Origin of the sequence: Streptomyces sp. NBRC 110611 (assembly GCF_001590865.1) — a bacterium.
In the GTDB taxonomy this organism is placed as follows: Bacteria; Actinomycetota; Actinomycetes; order Streptomycetales; family Streptomycetaceae; genus Streptomyces.
Genome location: NZ_BBUY01000014.1, coordinates 104,154 through 117,915, shown reverse-complemented (window position 1 = coordinate 117,915; position 13,762 = coordinate 104,154). Strand labels below are relative to the sequence as shown.

Genomic DNA, 13,762 nt, shown 5'->3' with positions numbered 1-13,762 from the left:
CCGTTGCGCCGGGCCGGTGTCGGCGGGTTCGGGGAGGCACACGGTGTTCGTCTTGCCCCCAGCCGCGGCCCACCGACTGGCGCGGAAGGGAGGACCATTTGATCCCGCACCGGCAGAGCGGGCCGCTCACCCGATCCCTCACGGTGGTCAGGTAGTGATCTCGATATGACGGGGCTTGGCCGCCTGGGCCTTGGGGATGGTCACGGTCAGGATCCCGTCGGTCAGCGACGCGCTGACCTCCTCGGACTTCACCTCGGTAGGCAGCAGCGCCCGGTACTCGAAACGGCCGGTGCGGCGCGTGGCGCGGCGCAGCACGCCTTCGCCTTCGCGTTCCTTCAGCTCACCGGTGATGCAGACCTCCTGCCGGCTGACCTCTACGTCGATGTCTTCGCGCTTGAGGCCGGGCAGTTCGCACTCGACCGTGTACGCCTCGTCGGTCTCTCGCAGGTCCGCCAGCGGTGCCCAGGTCATGGTCTCCATCCACGGCGGTGCTGAAGTCTCCAGGAAGCGGTGCATCCGCTCGAAGAACTCATCGAGTTCCGCCGTCAGTGGCTCCCGCCAGGGGAACGCCCGCTCCAGCGGGTGGCCGGGCCGGTGTCGTGCAGGAAGAGTCATCGCAGTCCACCTCCAGAGAGGAAGAGGTCGGGGGTGTTGACCCTCCTTCCATGCTGCGCGGTGGCAGCCCGCAGGTCGAACCGGGGCGGGAGCCTCCATCAGGTCACCCGGCTGGGTGCACCGGGCTGGTCTGATCGGGTTGCCCGCCCTTACATGGACGTGCGGGCGGGCTGCCCCCGCCACCGCACACGCACGGGCAATGGAGGGCACGCCGATGTACGAGATGCGCGCTGAGCCCACAACGGCCGAAAGAGCCATACTCGTATGGCACGTCATCGCCAAGAACGACGCTGGGAGCACCCTGTGCGGGCGCCACCTGGGCACCGCTGCACGTGCTGTGTCGGCCGGTCCGGAGGCGGTCACGGAACGCTACTGCTCGCTCTGCATGACCGGCGTCAGCGAAGCAGCACAGTGACGCCTCCAGTCCACCAGCGAAGTGTCACTCCCCTCGTCCCAGTAGAGCCCGAAGGTGTCGGCTGATGCCGCACGCGTTGCGGTTCCGCTTCTCGTCCGGCTGGGTCAGGGCGCTCTCCGGAATGGACGCGGCGGCGACGTGAGCAGGCACCGTGACCCCACGCCGAGACACCCCTTGCTGATGGCGTCATGCTGGGGACGGGAGGGGTGGGTGAGGCATGCGGGAGCGGCCGGGAGGTGATGATGGCTTCAGCGGAAACGCGTCGGCCGATCGTGGCCGGTGTCCCCCCGGAACCCTCCAGGCGGATGGCTGTTGCCTGGGCAGTGGACGAAGCGGCCCGCCGCCATGTCCCCTTGCGTCTGGTCCATGCCGCAGGGGCGCCCACCGTCTACCGGCAGACGGCGGTGCGGCCGTCCTGGGAGGAGTGGAGCCAGGCGCTGCACGAGGCCGGTGAGCGCGTGCTCGAAGAGGCAGTGGCTTTTGCCCATGCCCGGCAGCCGCGGGTGGAGGTTTCCGGAGTGCTGGCCGAGGGGAGTCCGGCGTGGGTGCTGCGGGAGGAGGCAGCTGAGGCCGCGGTGGTGGTACTGGGTTCGTACCACCTGAGCAGGGTCAAGGAGGTGTTCAGCTCGGTCGCCGTCGCGCTGCCGGTGATGGCACACGCCCGGTGCCCGGTGGTCGTGGTGCCCGAAGCTGAGCATGTCACCCAGCAGCCGCCCTATGTCGTCGTCGGGGTCGACGGCAGTCCGCATTCAGCGGCCGCCGTCGACTTCGCCTTCCGGGAGGCTGCCCTGCGGGGTGCTGTCCTGCGGGCTCTGTACGTGCGGCAGCCGCACCGGTTCGGTGTGCTGGACGAGGCGGCTATGGAGCAGGCATGCCGCAGCCTGCTGGCCGAGACCGTGGTCGGCCGCACCGCGGCGTATCCCGAGGTGGAGCTGCACCACGAGGTGGTCACCGGCCACCCCGTGGAAGAGCTCACCAAGGCGTCCGCCCACGCGCTGGCCCTGGTGGTGGGAACCCGGGGGCACGGAGGCTTCACGGGCATGCTGCTCGGCTCCGTAAGCCAGGGGGTACTCCACTACGCGCGCTGTCCCGTCATCGCCGTCCCCTGTTCCCCGAGCCCCGGTACCTGAGCGCAGGCACGAGCCCGCCGTGCCTGCGCTGATCGACGAAAGGGAAGGCATGGCCGAGCCGTTCGATTTCGATCCGTCAGCCGTCGACTTCGACGCCTTCTACCAGGGGCGCTCCCCGGCCCCTGGCATTCCGGCATTCGGCACGGTGCCGTGGGACCTCGGCGAGGCTCTGCCCTTCGTAGCCGAACTGGAGCAGGAGGGGCGCTTCGCCGGGGATGTTCTGGACATCGGCTGCGGGCTGGGCGACAACGCGATGTTCCTCGCGGGCAAGGGGTACCGGGTCACCGGCGTCGACGTGGCACCAGCCGCGATAGAGGAGGCCGCACGACGTGCGAGGGTCCGGGGCATCGCGGTCGACTTCGCGGTGGGAGACGCGCTGGACCTGCACACGACGCTCAGATCGACCGACTGGTCGATCACCGAACTTCGCACCAGGACGGGCACGGGTGCCCGCTGCGGGCGACGACGAGGGCGTGTTCGCCCGCAGCGTGTTCCCCGTCGGCGAGGACGGCCAATTGCGTTTCTCCGCCTGGGTGGCGCTCGCTTCCCGTCTCTGACGTCCACAACACCAGGGTTCGCGCTCACGTACGTACGGGACCGTCGCGGAGCGGCTGCGTGTGCCGCCTTAGCGGGGAGGGAATGATCCCGGTTCCTTGCGAGACACGTCGACCACGTCCGCCAGCGCCCCCAACTGCACGGACAGGTACGAGAAGAGGTCGTCGAAGGAGACCATGCCCACCAGTCGTTTGTGGTCCACGACAGGCAGGTGGCGGATCTTGATCGATTGCATGGCGTGCAGTGCGACGGTGACAGGTGTGTTGGCGTCAACGGTCACCGGGTCGACGGACATCACCGTCTCGACCTTCAGCTGAGGCGACAACCCGTGGGCCATCGGCCGGACGACCAGATCCCGGTTGGTGACCACGCCGATCACTTCCTCGCCGTGCACCACGGGCAGTGCGCCCACTCCCGCATCGGCCATGTGACGAGCCGCTGCCTCCAAGGAGGCATCGGGCAGCACGCTGACCGGCGGTGAACTCATGGCGTACTTGACCTCCATGGCCCTCCCTGTCCCTTCCCTGAGCGGCTCCTCCGCCCATGTCCCTGACCGAGCAGACACCTACCACTGTGGGAGATCGGGATCCGGCCTGCCAGCCGAACGGCCCACGCCCCGCCCCTGCCAGCACCTCTGCCAGGGAATCCGCACGGTGATGCCGGTTGCGGGAACCGGTCGGCCCCGGCGGCAGGACCGGAAGGCCCAAGCGTAGGCGGCCTGGCCGAGCGACCGTGGAGCAAACGCCGTAAGGAGGTGGGCGCCATGGCGAACCTCGGCGTCGCGATTGTGCGCCAGTACGAACGCGGAGTCGTGTTCCGCTTCGGAAAGCTGCGCAACGTCCGTGAACCAGGGATCCGCTTCATGATCCCCGTGGTGGACCGGATGTGGAAGGTCACGCTGCGGACAGTGACCATGCCGATCCCTTCCCAGCAGGTCATCACCCGGGACAACGTTTCCATCGGCGTTGCAGCCGTCGCCTACTTCCGGCGCGTCGACCCGGTGAAGTCCATCGTGGAGATCGAGGACGTGTCGGCCGCGATCGGCCAGATCGCCCAGACCACGGTACGCAACGTCGTGGGCCGCTCCCTGCTGGATCAAGTCCTCACCGACACCGAAACGCTGAACATCCGGATCAAGGACATCCTCGACGGACTGACCCAGCGGTGGGGCGTGTACGTGTTGCTGGTGGAGCTGAAGGACATCGAACTGCCGCCCACCATGCAGCGCGCCATGGCACGCCAGGCCGAGGCCGAGCGCGAGAAGCGTGCCAAGATCATCGCTGCCGAGGGAGAAGCCCTCAGCGCCGACCGCCTCGCCGAGGCCGCCGACGTCATCAGCGCCCACCCCGTGGCCCTGCAACTGCGAAACCTGCAGATCCTCTCCGAGATTGCCGCGGAGAAGAACTCCACCATCGTCTTCCCTGCCCAGTTCCTGGAGAGCACCCGCGCCCTGAGCCGATTCGTCGAAGACGAAACCAGGCACACCACCGCACCACTGCCGACGTTCGACCCGCCAAGAGAGCCCGCGGGCAGCGGCAGGTCCGCGTAGCGTCATGAGCGTGCTACGTGTCACCGACGGCCGGACCCACCACCTGGTGGAGCTTCCCGCCCTGCGCCGGGGGGTGCTGCGGATGTGCGTCCACCTGTCGTGTCCGGGCCTGGCCATCGGCGCCGCCGACCTGCGCGCGCTGCTCGTCGGCGACGTGCTGTTCCGTGCCGCCGAGACGGCCGGGGTTCAGGCGCGCCACACCCTTAACCTGCCGCATCTGCCGCCCGAGCAGGTCAAAGCACTCGACCGCGCCACGGCCGCGCTGGGCATCAACCCACCTGCCGCCGACGGCATGGCAGCCGCCGACGTGCACGTTTCCGGAACACAACGGTCGGACACCGAGCACGGCGTGTGGATCGAGGTCGGGCCCGTGCGACAGCGCCTCATGGCGGTCCCAGGGCTCCATGAAGGAGCGGTGGCAGATCCACTGGCCCTCCGGCTGGCACTGCTGAGCCATCCCCACCGTGAGCCCATCCCTCTCACCTCCCGCATGCTGACCGACGCCGAGCAGACGCTCACCCTCTGGCGTGACCGCGTGGCCGACTGGGCACGGTCGCCGTCCAGGCCGATCCCCGACGACATCCGCTGCCAAGCCCGCACCGCGCTCGCCGACGGCCTCAGCACTCCCCGCGTCCTGGCCGTGCTGCGCCACGTCGCAGCCAGGCGAGAGATCCCAGACGGCGCCAAGTTCGAGGTCTTCGCCTACCTGGACCGCGTCCTCGGCCTGGACCTCGTCCGCGACGTCGGTCGCACCTAGCGTCGGGGCCCGACTGCAGTCGACTGGCGAACCGGAGGGCTGGCCGCCCACGCGAGGGCGGCATCGAGTTCGTCGTAGGCGAACCGCCGCACTTCGGCCCGAACGAAGTGATTCGCAAGCTGGGGCATCACGGCGGCGACCTTGCTGTCAGCGGCCAGTGCGATCTTCCGGACCTTGCGGTGGTGGTCGCGAAGGAACCGCACATGACGGATCAGGCCGCCGATGTTCTCCCAGCCGGGGAACTCGCGCGCATGGATCACGACGCCGGCCAATGCGGCGTGTGTCCCGAGCCAGCTGTCCACGGTCAATGCGAGGGCGTCGAAGTCCTGTGCGCGCAGGGGTTGTTCGACCTCGACCACGAGGACTTCGGAATCGGTCAGCCGGTGGGAAATACCGGGGCCCTCGGGAAGCGACGCCAGCCAGCGAAGGGCCTCGTCGCGCTCCTGGCTTCCGAAGACGCGCACCGGACAGGACATCAGAAAGCTCGTCAACCGGGTCGACTCACGGATCCAGCGCACGTCACTGACGACCGCACACCCCTCGAACAGTCTCATGGCACCCATGCCGACCTTGAGATCCTCCCAGGCAGCTGCGGGGGTGAAGGACGTGAACTCGGGGCCGATCTCGCACAGGATGCGAATGCGGCGGCCTTCCCTTCGAGCGTCCTCGATGAGTGGCTCGACCACCGCCTGGTAGTCGCTCTTCGACACGGTCCCGATCGCCTTTACCGCGGTGACGCCGGCGGGTGCGTCCGTGGCTCTCTCCAGCATGCCGTTCCCCTCTCCGTGCACAGTCGGTGTGTGGCCCGAGCGGAGGCCGGCGCACAGCCCAGCGCGACTCAGGTTCAATTTTTACAGCTATTTCCTTTTCGGGTGCGATTGGCCCCATGAGGCGCTACATGAGGCACTACGCAAATCTCCGGTCACCGCCACGTGCCGCCGGAGTGGCGTCCCGATCGGGCGGAGCCGACAGGTCCTACCCGTGCGACGACGAAGGGTGATCGGACGTCTCGGGCTGATCGGCGTGGAACGTTACGCCGATCCAGCAGGCCCAGCCGATCGGCTGCAGTGCCCAGTAGCTGATGGCCCGGTACAGCAGAGTCGCGCCGATCGCCGAGCCGGGCGTCAGGCCGTACAGCACGAGCAGCACGGACAGGCTCGCCTCGACCACGCCCAGGCTGCCGGGCGTCAGGCGCAGGCTGCCGGGGATCTGAGTGAGCCCGTAGGCGAGCAGCAGTCCGTGCCAGGGCACGCCGATGCCCAGTGCCCACAGGCAGGCGGCCAGACACGCCGCGTCAAAAGTCCAGTTCAGCAGCGCGAGCACGGCCGGGCGCAGCCACGTCCGGAAACCAGGCCGCAGGCTCCGGATCTGCACCACCACCTGCGCCAGTGCCTGTTGGGCCCTGTGCGCGCGTGCGGACCGCTGCCCCATCCGGTCCCAGCGCCGTCGCACCGTTGCGCGAAAGCCTGCGGAACGGGACAGGCCGAGGATCGCCAGGCCGGACAGCAGCGCCAGCCCCAGGAGGCCGGCAGCCGGGCGAAGAACGGCGGCGGCCCCGGTTGCACCAACGGTGAACAAGCCGACCACGATCAGGACGGCCAGACCAAGCACCGCAAGCACCCCGGCGGAGACCAGTACGGCGGCCGCCAGGGCCGGTTCGACCCTCCGGCGGCTCAGCTGCCGAAACATCCAGGCGCTGGCAAGGGCCGCCCCACCGGGCAGCGCTCCCGCCACGGCGTTGGCCGCTACGGCGATCGCCGCCATCCGCCGCAGGCTCCACCGCACCCCGCCCGCCCGCAGCAGCCAGCGCGGCACGGCCACGAAGCACACCACCGACAATGCCTCGAACCCCACAGCAACCATCAGCTGAGGGAAATGCACCCGGGAGATGAGGTCGAACGCCTGCGCCAGCTCGTGTCGTCGCCACACAGCCACCCACACCGCGGCCACCAGCAGCAGGCCGGCGCCGCACCAGGTCAACCAGCCCGGCCGAGCGAGATGGTCCGCAGGGTTCTCCGGAGTGGTGTACGACCGCTCAGACACCATCCGTCACCACCGGTGGAAGACGAAGCGCCAAAGGCGGCTGCCACCTGCGACGGCCCCGCATGCGCACACGCCGGACGGCAGATGCGCCGACTTTCCCGCCAGGGCAGAGCCGTTCCAATCCGGATCCACACAGGCAGGTGTAGCACCGCCAGCGCCGGATTGCGGTCCAGCGCTACTCGTCCGAGTGGCGCTGGTGTCTCTTCAGGGGTGAGCTGGAGGCAGGCACCAGGCTGCCGCGATGAGGTATGCGTCAACCGAACCCGACTGGGAGGTGGGATCAGCGATGGGACCGCGATATGCAATGGTCAGACCGGAAACCGGTATGACCATTCGGGAAGCGGCCCTGGAGGAGTTACGGCGGGAGGTGGATCCGTACGGCGGCAAGGCGTCCGACTTCGTCATTCACCACGCGTCCGGCTCCATTGCGGGGATGCGCGGGCTCGCCGCGGACACCGCCGGGCTGGCCAAGGACAAGTACCCGCCCAATCGCCTCGCGAGTCGGCTGATCGGCGCCTTGGGCGGACCGGACCGTTACTGGTTCGGCGGCGTGGCCATCTGCGGATATCACCCGGGGAACGAGGGCGAACCCCTGCTGTGCGGCCTCAGCGACAGTCAGTGTCACCTCATCACGCAGGTGTATTCGGCGCTCTACGAGGAAGCGTGAGACGCGGGGACCCCGCAACAGCCCGGCGGCCGGACGGGCCGCGTGAGGAACCTGCGTACGTGGGCCCGGACGAGTCGGAGTTGCGTACCCGCCGGCGGACAGGTGGGCGACGCCCCAGAAGGGACAGCGAGACCGACGTCAGGGGAACGACGCGACGGTCAACGCTCCCGATCACGACCTGGTTCGGAACTTCATCCCCACGTCGGAGCGGAGGGACTCTGCCACCCCACGGTCGAAGGGCTCCGTGCCGGGGGTGAGCACCGAAGCGGCGGCCACGGCCACCCCCAGCGCGCAGGCGCTGACCGGATCGGCCCCTGCGGCCAGCCGTACGGTGAGCGCGGCCACCATGCTGTCTCCGGCACCGGCGTCGCTGAGCAGCTCCCCGGGCAGCGGCGGTGCATGCAGTTCGGTGTGGCCGTAACGGGTCGAGCAGAGCGCGCCCAGGTCACCGATCGTGGTGACGGCGATCTCGGCAGCCCCCGTGGCGAGCAGTTGCTCGTTCACCGCTAGGGCGTCGTCGAAGCTGCGGACGGTCCGGCCGAGGAGTTCGGCGGCCTCCGTCCGGTTGCACCTGAACAGGAAGACGCCTTCCCCGAGCCCCTGCCGCAGCGCCGGGCCTGAGGTGTCCAGCACCAGCCGGGCTCCGGCCGCCTTGACCCGGCGAGCAACCGCCGCGTAGAAGTCGTCAGGCAGGCCGCCGGGCAGGCTGCCGCTGGCCACGACGTACCTGCTGGTGCCGATCGCCTGCCCCAGCACGTCCAGGCAGCGTCGTCCCTCATGGTCGTCGAGGCGCGGGCCGGGCGGGACGATGTGATGGCTGCGGTGCGACTCGGTCTCGAACAGCACGAGTGCTTCGCGGGTCTCACCGTCGATGTCGACGGCGATGTGGTCGATGCCCTCTTCGTCCAGCAACCTGTTCAGGCGGCAGCCGGTCTCGCGGCCGGCGGTGTGGACGGCGGTGGCTCGTCCTCCGAGTCGCGCCACACCGCGGGCGACGTTGATTCCCCCGCCCCCGCCCGCCACGGACCTGACCCGGGCACGGTTCTTGCCGATGTCGACAAGGTGGCCGACATCCCAGCAGATGTCGACGGTGGGGTTCACCGTCAGGGTGAGGACTCGCCCGGCCGCGGCGGGATCCGGTACTGCTGTGCTCATCGCGGAGATGCCGCCTCGCCCGGTACGGCCAGTGCCTGACACGCCATCTGCCGAACACGGCCCCGCTCGTTGCCGTACTCGGCTGTGACCACCGGCAGGTCGTCGGAGGCAACGGCGATCAGCGCGAGCCCGATGGCGGATGCTCGCGGACACGCCCCGATGCCGTTGGATACCGGGGGTTTGTCTACGACACCCAGACCGTCCTGGTAGCGGCCACGTGCCGGAAGATCTCGTTGACCTCGGAGCCGTTCGCCTTCCGTGCGGTCACCCAGACGATGCCGGCCACGTCGAACGCATACTCGGTCGGCGCCGAGCGGGCCGAGGCGGCCGAGCCCGTTGATCGCAACCCGGGCGGCCATGGTTCGCTCCCCACGTTCTTGGCCGAACTGCCGACGAAGCGGCCCGACACCTGGGACCTCAATCGCGGCCGATCACGGTCGGCTCACATGCCGCGAACCGGACGGCCGATCATGCGTATCACTGGCCCTGACCTAGCTTCGACGCTAGCCCTCCCGACAGCCCGTCGCACCTCGTCGCCACACCGGCAGATGCCAGCGAAGATCACGGTGCAGTGCCCGGCGGCGAAGGTCTCGCGTGTCTGACGGATGGCGTCACAGCCCCGTGCGCTGCGTACCACAGGTTCGGCGAGCGAGGTGTGCGGTGGAGAAACGTCCTGTACCACCGCTACGACGGCCACTACGGCCTGATCACCCCTGCCCAGTAGCCGCCCCGGACGGTCACCCCTTCGTCGCCCCCCATAAGGAGCCAGACATGACGCAGAACCACCCCCCTGAAGCCCATGCCGCGCCCGGGCTGGAAGCCCGGCTGAGTCGGCTGGAGGCGCAGCTGGCCACGCTCGCCGAAGCCGTGCGGGCACTTGCCCACGGCCTGGAGAACATCCCGTCTCAGGACACTCCGCCCGAGGAGGCGGCACGCGGCGCACGACTCGCCCACGAACTCCTGCTCTCCAAGGGACTGTAGGTACCCCGACCAGGGGAGAGACACAACGCCGGTGGGACACCGGGCCGGCAAGCCGTTCGGAGAGCCCGCTCGGGAGACGGGCACTCGTGTCAGCGGCACAACAGGCGTGGACGGAGCCCCAGGTCATCCTTTGACGACGCCGAGCGGGATCAGCCGGGCGATCAGCCGCGCCAGCCCGGCACCTTCGGTGGCGGCGGCGACCGCGTCGACGTCCTTGTAGGCGGCGGGAGCCTCCTCCGCGAGGCCGCGCCAGGAGGAGGGGCGGACAGCGATGCCATGGGCCTCCAGCGAGTCCCGCAACTGTTCGCCGCGGACTTGGCGCAGTGCGTGATGGCGGCTCCACACCCGTCCCGCGCCATGGCAGGTGGAGAGGAACGCGGCGTTGCCGGGCGTGCCGACCATGACGTACGAGGCGGTGCCCATGGTGCCGGGGACGAGGACCGGCTGGCCGGCCTCGGCGAGGTCCTCCGGCAGGCCGGGGTGTCCGGGCGGGAGGGCGAGGGTGGCGCCCTTGCGGTGGACACACAGTCGGTGCGGTACGCCGTCCACCTCGTGGTTCTCGATCTTGGCCATGTTGTGGGAGACGTCGTACACCAGGTCCACGCCTACACCCACACCGGCAGTGCAGGCGAATGCATGGCGTGCGGCCTCGGTGAGCAGTTGCCGGTTGGCGCGGCCGTAGTTGGCGGCGGCGGCCATCGCCCCGAGGTAGTCGCGTCCGGGCGGAGAGACGACGGGTGCGCAGGCGAGCTGCCGGTCTGGGATGTCGATGCCGTAGGCGCGCAGCGAGTGGTCCATGACCCGGACGTGATCGGTGCACACCTGGTGTCCGAGGCCGCGGGAGCCGCAGTGGATCATCACGCAGACCTGGCCGGCCCGCAGGCCGAAGGCGGCCGCGGTCCCCTCGTCGTACACCCGGTCCACCGCCTGGACTTCCAGGAAGTGGTTGCCCGAGCCGAGGCTGCCCACCTGGTTCAGCCCGCGCTCCACGGCACGCTGCCCGACCTGCTCCGGGTCGGCATCTGCCAGCGCCCCGTGGTCCTCGCAGCGGTCCAGATCGCGCGGGACGCCGTGGCCGCATTCGACCGCGTACCGGGCGCCACCGGTGAGCAGCTTCTCCATCTGTGCGCGTCCGGACAACCTCCACAGTCCGCCGCGTCCCACGCCGCGTGGGGTGGTGTCCCCGAGGACGTCCATCAGCTCCTTCAGGTGAGGAGCCAGCTCGGCCCGCTCCACGCCGGCGGCCAGCAGCCGGACACCGCAGGAGATGTCGAAGCCGACGCCGCCCGGCGAGACGACACCGCCCGCGTCGACGTCCGTGGCGGCGACCCCGCCGATGGGGAAGCCGTACCCCCAGTGCACATCGGGCATGGCGAAGGAGGCACGGACGATGCCGGGCAGCGTCGCCACGTTCACCACCTGTTCCAGTGCCCTGTCGCCGACCGCCTGGGGCAGCAGCTCACGGCTGGCGAAGACGACACCGGGCACGCGCATGGCGCCCTGTCGGTCGATGCGGAACCGGAACGGGCTCTCTTCCGTCACCGTGACGTCCATGTCCATGTCCATGTCCGTCGCTCTCGGTGAATCTTCCTGGCCCACAGGCACCTCGCGCTGTTGTGAGAGTGCTGTGATCGACGCATCCGTTGCTCCCCGGCGGACGGAGCCCGCAGGTCGGGGGCTCGATCCTGGCTGTCCCTTCCCACGCCACACGCCATAGCGTGCGCAGTGGGCGTACGGGGGCCTCTTCTTCCACTGTGTCCCTGTCCGGCACACGCCGCACGGGCGAATGTGCCCGGAAGCCGACCGGATCGGCCGACATCCAGGGGGCCGACTCGGTCGACAAGACGTACGTCAGGGGGCCTGAGAGGAACGGTCACACGTCGAGCGTGACCGAGCAGTGCCAGCCGTCCGGCCCGCGAGCGAATGTCAGCTCATGCAGGGTGACCGCTTTCGGCGCGGCCCCCGTCACCGGAAGCGCCCCGACGTCCGCCATGCTCAGCCCGGCCCGCAGTGCGCCGCGGACGGCGGTCAGCTCCACCTCGACCGGGGCCTCGTTCTGGGTGTCGATCCAGTACACGACCTCTTCCAGCAGTGCCACCAGCAGGTCCTCGTCCGTGTCCGCCCGGACCACGACATCCCGCCGACCCACACCGACCGCGCCCGCCAGGTCCAGGAAGCAATCGCAGACACCCCGCACGGCCTGCGCCAGGCACACCTCACGGGTCGGGCCCCATGCCTCCACCCGCAGATCCGCGGTGTGCGGAACGCTGCGGTGTCCGCCGAGCCGGGCGGAGTCTTCAGGCCGCATCACGCTCGCCCTCCTCGTACGACGGCCCCTGTTCCATCGTCGCCCCTCAGGCACCAGGGCAGGCGCCAGGCCGTCAGGGGCGGGGGCTCCTGCCCGACGGCCCCGTAACGATTCAGCACCTTGGTGCCCGCCTGCCGCTTTCGGTGGTTCATGGCGGGTGGCTGGGGCGGAGAGTGCTGGGATTCGGCGTCAACGGCGCGGGACCACGGCTACCGGGGACTGCGCGTGCTGCAACACGGCGTGGGTGATCCGGCCCGGGCGGGCACCCGGCGGGTGGCCCGGGCGGTGCGCGCCCACGACGAGGAGATCGGCACGGGCGAAAGCCTCGACGAGCGCGCCCGCCGGGGAGAGCATGTGCGCTCCGCGTGGCGTTCACCCCTGGCCTGACCGTCGCGGACTCAGGTTGTGATCCGTATGGCTGGGGCTTAGCGGCCTGTGCCTTGGGGACGGTCAGAGTCAGTACGCCATAGGTCAGGCTGGCCTTCACCTCGTCGGCTTTGACGTTAGCGGGGAGCAATGACCGGAACTCGAACCGACCGGCCGGTGCGTCGCAGTACCCCTTCACGCTCGCACTTCTTGCATTCGCCCGTGATGCATGCCTGGCCATCTGCGTGCTTGCGACGCCACCTGCAACGAGAGCGCTTCGTGAATGTCCCCAGCCGCGGTCGGCGACCTGGATCGCGGCTGAGCGGATCACCGCCGTGCCGTACCGACTGTGGTGTCGGTCTCGGGGCGAAGGTTATTGGTGACGTCGACGACACCGTCGACGCTCTCGGACAGGCGTACCGCGATGGTAATGAGGCTTGCTTGGGGCACGGTGCCGCTGAGCGTCACCCGTCCATCGGTGACCTGGACGGTGACCGCGCCGGGATCCAGGCCGAGGGTGCGGGTCAGGACATCCGTCGTGATCTCTTCGCGGATCGTGATGTCTCGCTGCAGGAAGACACGCAGCAGGTCGCCACGGCTGACGATGCCCACCAGTCGGCCGGCGTCGTCCACAACGAGCAGTCGTTTGACGTGGTGGCTGGCCATGGCACGGGCCGCCTCCACGACCGACCACTGTGGTCGTGCGGTGACGGCGGGGCTGGTCATCAGTCCCTCTGCGGTCAACGCGCGAGCCCTGGCTTGTTCCGCGGGGAGCAGGTGGGCGGCGGCCAGATGCCCGCCCGGATCCGCCTGGCCCTGCTGTTTGCGCAGCAGGTCTGCCTCCGACACTACGCCGACCGGGCGGCCCTGGTCGTCGATGACAGGTACCGCGGTGATGTCGTACTGCGCGAGGTGCTGGGCGATGTCCTTGAAGCCCGTGTCCCGGCGCACGCTCACGACGGCCGAGGTCATGAGGTCTCCGACCACGCGATGCAGCATGTCCCGCTCCCTCCTCGGACGCTCGCGGCACAGATCTTCTCTCCACTGTCCGCCCCTTGGAGAGCGCCCGCACCGCCGACGCGCCCCGGCCGCTTCCGCCGAGAGACATCCGCGAGTGCTTTGGCCCAGCGCCGCGCAGGGCAGATGTCGAACTGGGGTCGGACGACGGACGTCGGTGAGCTCAGCGACGGGACACTCGACCATCTCACCCGCAGGCGGGTT

The 13,762-nt window shown here is 69.5% G+C and carries 16 protein-coding genes and 1 pseudogene; 6 read left to right on the top strand and 11 right to left on the bottom strand.

Translation table 11 applies throughout. From position 1 onward, the window contains the following. Positions 1–147 precede the first annotated feature (147 nt). Positions 148–615 (bottom strand): Hsp20/alpha crystallin family protein, encoded by a 468-nt coding sequence (locus AZE13_RS24805; RefSeq protein ID WP_066936208.1) that lies wholly within the window; start codon positions 613–615, stop codon positions 148–150. 657 nt (positions 616–1,272) lie between these two features. On the opposite strand from AZE13_RS24805, the gene AZE13_RS24795 reads away from it, so the two are divergent. Both AZE13_RS24795 and AZE13_RS24790 read left to right on the top strand, forming a co-directional pair. Further along, complete coding sequence (locus tag AZE13_RS24795) at positions 1,273–2,160, top strand: universal stress protein (RefSeq protein WP_066936204.1); 888 nt, start codon at positions 1,273–1,275, stop codon at positions 2,158–2,160. Positions 2,161–2,179: 19 nt separating this feature from the next. After that, positions 2,180–2,803, top strand: a complete 624-nt coding sequence (locus AZE13_RS24790; protein ID WP_066936201.1) for a class I SAM-dependent methyltransferase — start codon at positions 2,180–2,182, stop codon at positions 2,801–2,803. On the opposite strand, the gene AZE13_RS24785 is transcribed toward AZE13_RS24790, so the two are convergent. Next, positions 2,786–3,220, bottom strand: a complete 435-nt coding sequence (locus tag AZE13_RS24785; RefSeq protein ID WP_066936199.1) for a CBS domain-containing protein — start codon at positions 3,218–3,220, stop codon at positions 2,786–2,788. The genes AZE13_RS24790 and AZE13_RS24785 overlap by 18 nt on opposite strands. Before the next feature lie 258 nt (positions 3,221–3,478). On the opposite strand from AZE13_RS24785, the gene AZE13_RS24780 reads away from it, so the two are divergent. Together AZE13_RS24780 and AZE13_RS24775 are read left to right on the top strand one after the other, a co-directional pair. After that, complete coding sequence (locus AZE13_RS24780; protein WP_066936196.1) at positions 3,479–4,264, top strand: slipin family protein; 786 nt, start codon at positions 3,479–3,481, stop codon at positions 4,262–4,264. Between the two features lie 4 nt (positions 4,265–4,268). Continuing rightward, positions 4,269–5,021, top strand: a complete 753-nt coding sequence (locus AZE13_RS24775; RefSeq protein WP_079124333.1) for a hypothetical protein — start codon at positions 4,269–4,271, stop codon at positions 5,019–5,021. Here AZE13_RS24775 and AZE13_RS24770 read toward each other — a convergent pair. Both AZE13_RS24770 and AZE13_RS24765 read right to left on the bottom strand, forming a co-directional pair. After that, positions 5,018–5,791, bottom strand: a complete 774-nt coding sequence (locus AZE13_RS24770) for an STAS/SEC14 domain-containing protein (RefSeq protein ID WP_066936193.1) — start codon at positions 5,789–5,791, stop codon at positions 5,018–5,020. The genes AZE13_RS24775 and AZE13_RS24770 overlap by 4 nt on opposite strands. Positions 5,792–5,996: 205 nt before the next feature. Beyond that, a complete protein-coding gene (locus AZE13_RS24765) occupies positions 5,997–7,067 on the bottom strand; it encodes a YbhN family protein (protein WP_079124332.1) in 1,071 nt (356 codons plus the stop codon). Between the two features lie 322 nt (positions 7,068–7,389). Here AZE13_RS24765 and AZE13_RS24760 point away from each other — a divergent pair, with 322 nt between their 5' ends. Further along, positions 7,390–7,731, top strand: coding sequence for a hypothetical protein (locus tag AZE13_RS24760; protein ID WP_066936190.1), 342 nt, complete (start codon positions 7,390–7,392; stop codon positions 7,729–7,731). A gap of 171 nt (positions 7,732–7,902) precedes the next feature. On the opposite strand, the gene AZE13_RS24755 is transcribed toward AZE13_RS24760, so the two are convergent. Then, the gene (locus AZE13_RS24755) at positions 7,903–8,886 is read right to left on the bottom strand and encodes a 1-phosphofructokinase family hexose kinase (RefSeq protein WP_066936187.1); all 984 of its coding nucleotides are present in this window, start codon (positions 8,884–8,886) and stop codon (positions 7,903–7,905) included. A 184-nt stretch (positions 8,887–9,070) separates the two neighbouring features. Continuing rightward, positions 9,071–9,295: a hypothetical protein gene (locus AZE13_RS24750; protein WP_066936184.1), complete on the bottom strand. Its 225-nt coding sequence runs from the start codon at positions 9,293–9,295 to the stop codon at positions 9,071–9,073. 362 nt (positions 9,296–9,657) lie between these two features. Here AZE13_RS24750 and AZE13_RS24745 point away from each other — a divergent pair, with 362 nt between their 5' ends. Continuing rightward, positions 9,658–9,867, top strand: coding sequence for a hypothetical protein (locus AZE13_RS24745; protein WP_066936182.1), 210 nt, complete (start codon positions 9,658–9,660; stop codon positions 9,865–9,867). A 123-nt stretch (positions 9,868–9,990) separates the two neighbouring features. On the opposite strand, the gene AZE13_RS24740 is transcribed toward AZE13_RS24745, so the two are convergent. From AZE13_RS24740 to AZE13_RS24730, 5 genes and pseudogenes are all read right to left on the bottom strand, one after another. Beyond that, on the bottom strand, positions 9,991–11,433 hold the full coding sequence (locus AZE13_RS24740; protein ID WP_066936179.1) for an RtcB family protein: 1,443 nt from the start codon (positions 11,431–11,433) through the stop codon (positions 9,991–9,993). A gap of 307 nt (positions 11,434–11,740) precedes the next feature. After that, complete coding sequence (locus tag AZE13_RS24735; RefSeq protein ID WP_066936176.1) at positions 11,741–12,175, bottom strand: archease; 435 nt, start codon at positions 12,173–12,175, stop codon at positions 11,741–11,743. A 189-nt stretch (positions 12,176–12,364) separates the two neighbouring features. Then, positions 12,365–12,529 carry a universal stress protein gene (locus AZE13_RS34365; RefSeq protein WP_079124331.1) on the bottom strand — a complete coding sequence of 55 codons (165 nt, stop codon included), beginning with the start codon at positions 12,527–12,529 and terminating at the stop codon, positions 12,365–12,367. Between the two features lie 127 nt (positions 12,530–12,656). Then, positions 12,657–12,782, bottom strand: a pseudogene (locus AZE13_RS38350) (hypothetical protein); the annotation flags it as partial. A gap of 86 nt (positions 12,783–12,868) precedes the next feature. Further along, positions 12,869–13,540, bottom strand: coding sequence for a CBS domain-containing protein (locus AZE13_RS24730; protein WP_066936172.1), 672 nt, complete (start codon positions 13,538–13,540; stop codon positions 12,869–12,871). Positions 13,541–13,762: the final 222 nt, after the last annotated feature.

What these genes read in the sequence shown, in the direction of transcription:
- AZE13_RS24735 (WP_066936176.1), bottom strand. Translation starts at nt 12,175, where the DNA reads ATGCGGCCTGAAGACTCCGCCCGGCTCGGCGGACACCGCAGCGTTCCG.
- AZE13_RS24805 (WP_066936208.1), bottom strand. Translation starts at nt 615, where the DNA reads ATGACTCTTCCTGCACGACACCGGCCCGGCCACCCGCTGGAGCGGGCG.
- AZE13_RS24745 (WP_066936182.1), top strand. Translation starts at nt 9,658, where the DNA reads ATGACGCAGAACCACCCCCCTGAAGCCCATGCCGCGCCCGGGCTGGAA.
- AZE13_RS24785 (WP_066936199.1), bottom strand. Translation starts at nt 3,220, where the DNA reads ATGGAGGTCAAGTACGCCATGAGTTCACCGCCGGTCAGCGTGCTGCCC.
- AZE13_RS24770 (WP_066936193.1), bottom strand. Translation starts at nt 5,791, where the DNA reads ATGCTGGAGAGAGCCACGGACGCACCCGCCGGCGTCACCGCGGTAAAG.
- AZE13_RS24780 (WP_066936196.1), top strand. Translation starts at nt 3,479, where the DNA reads ATGGCGAACCTCGGCGTCGCGATTGTGCGCCAGTACGAACGCGGAGTC.
- AZE13_RS24765 (WP_079124332.1), bottom strand. Translation starts at nt 7,067, where the DNA reads ATGGTGTCTGAGCGGTCGTACACCACTCCGGAGAACCCTGCGGACCAT.
- AZE13_RS24760 (WP_066936190.1), top strand. Translation starts at nt 7,390, where the DNA reads ATGACCATTCGGGAAGCGGCCCTGGAGGAGTTACGGCGGGAGGTGGAT.
- AZE13_RS24730 (WP_066936172.1), bottom strand. Translation starts at nt 13,540, where the DNA reads ATGCTGCATCGCGTGGTCGGAGACCTCATGACCTCGGCCGTCGTGAGC.
- AZE13_RS24755 (WP_066936187.1), bottom strand. Translation starts at nt 8,886, where the DNA reads ATGAGCACAGCAGTACCGGATCCCGCCGCGGCCGGGCGAGTCCTCACC.
- AZE13_RS34365 (WP_079124331.1), bottom strand. Translation starts at nt 12,529, where the DNA reads ATGCTCTCCCCGGCGGGCGCGCTCGTCGAGGCTTTCGCCCGTGCCGAT.
- AZE13_RS24775 (WP_079124333.1), top strand. Translation starts at nt 4,269, where the DNA reads ATGAGCGTGCTACGTGTCACCGACGGCCGGACCCACCACCTGGTGGAG.
- AZE13_RS24740 (WP_066936179.1), bottom strand. Translation starts at nt 11,433, where the DNA reads ATGGACATGGACATGGACGTCACGGTGACGGAAGAGAGCCCGTTCCGG.
- AZE13_RS24795 (WP_066936204.1), top strand. Translation starts at nt 1,273, where the DNA reads ATGGCTTCAGCGGAAACGCGTCGGCCGATCGTGGCCGGTGTCCCCCCG.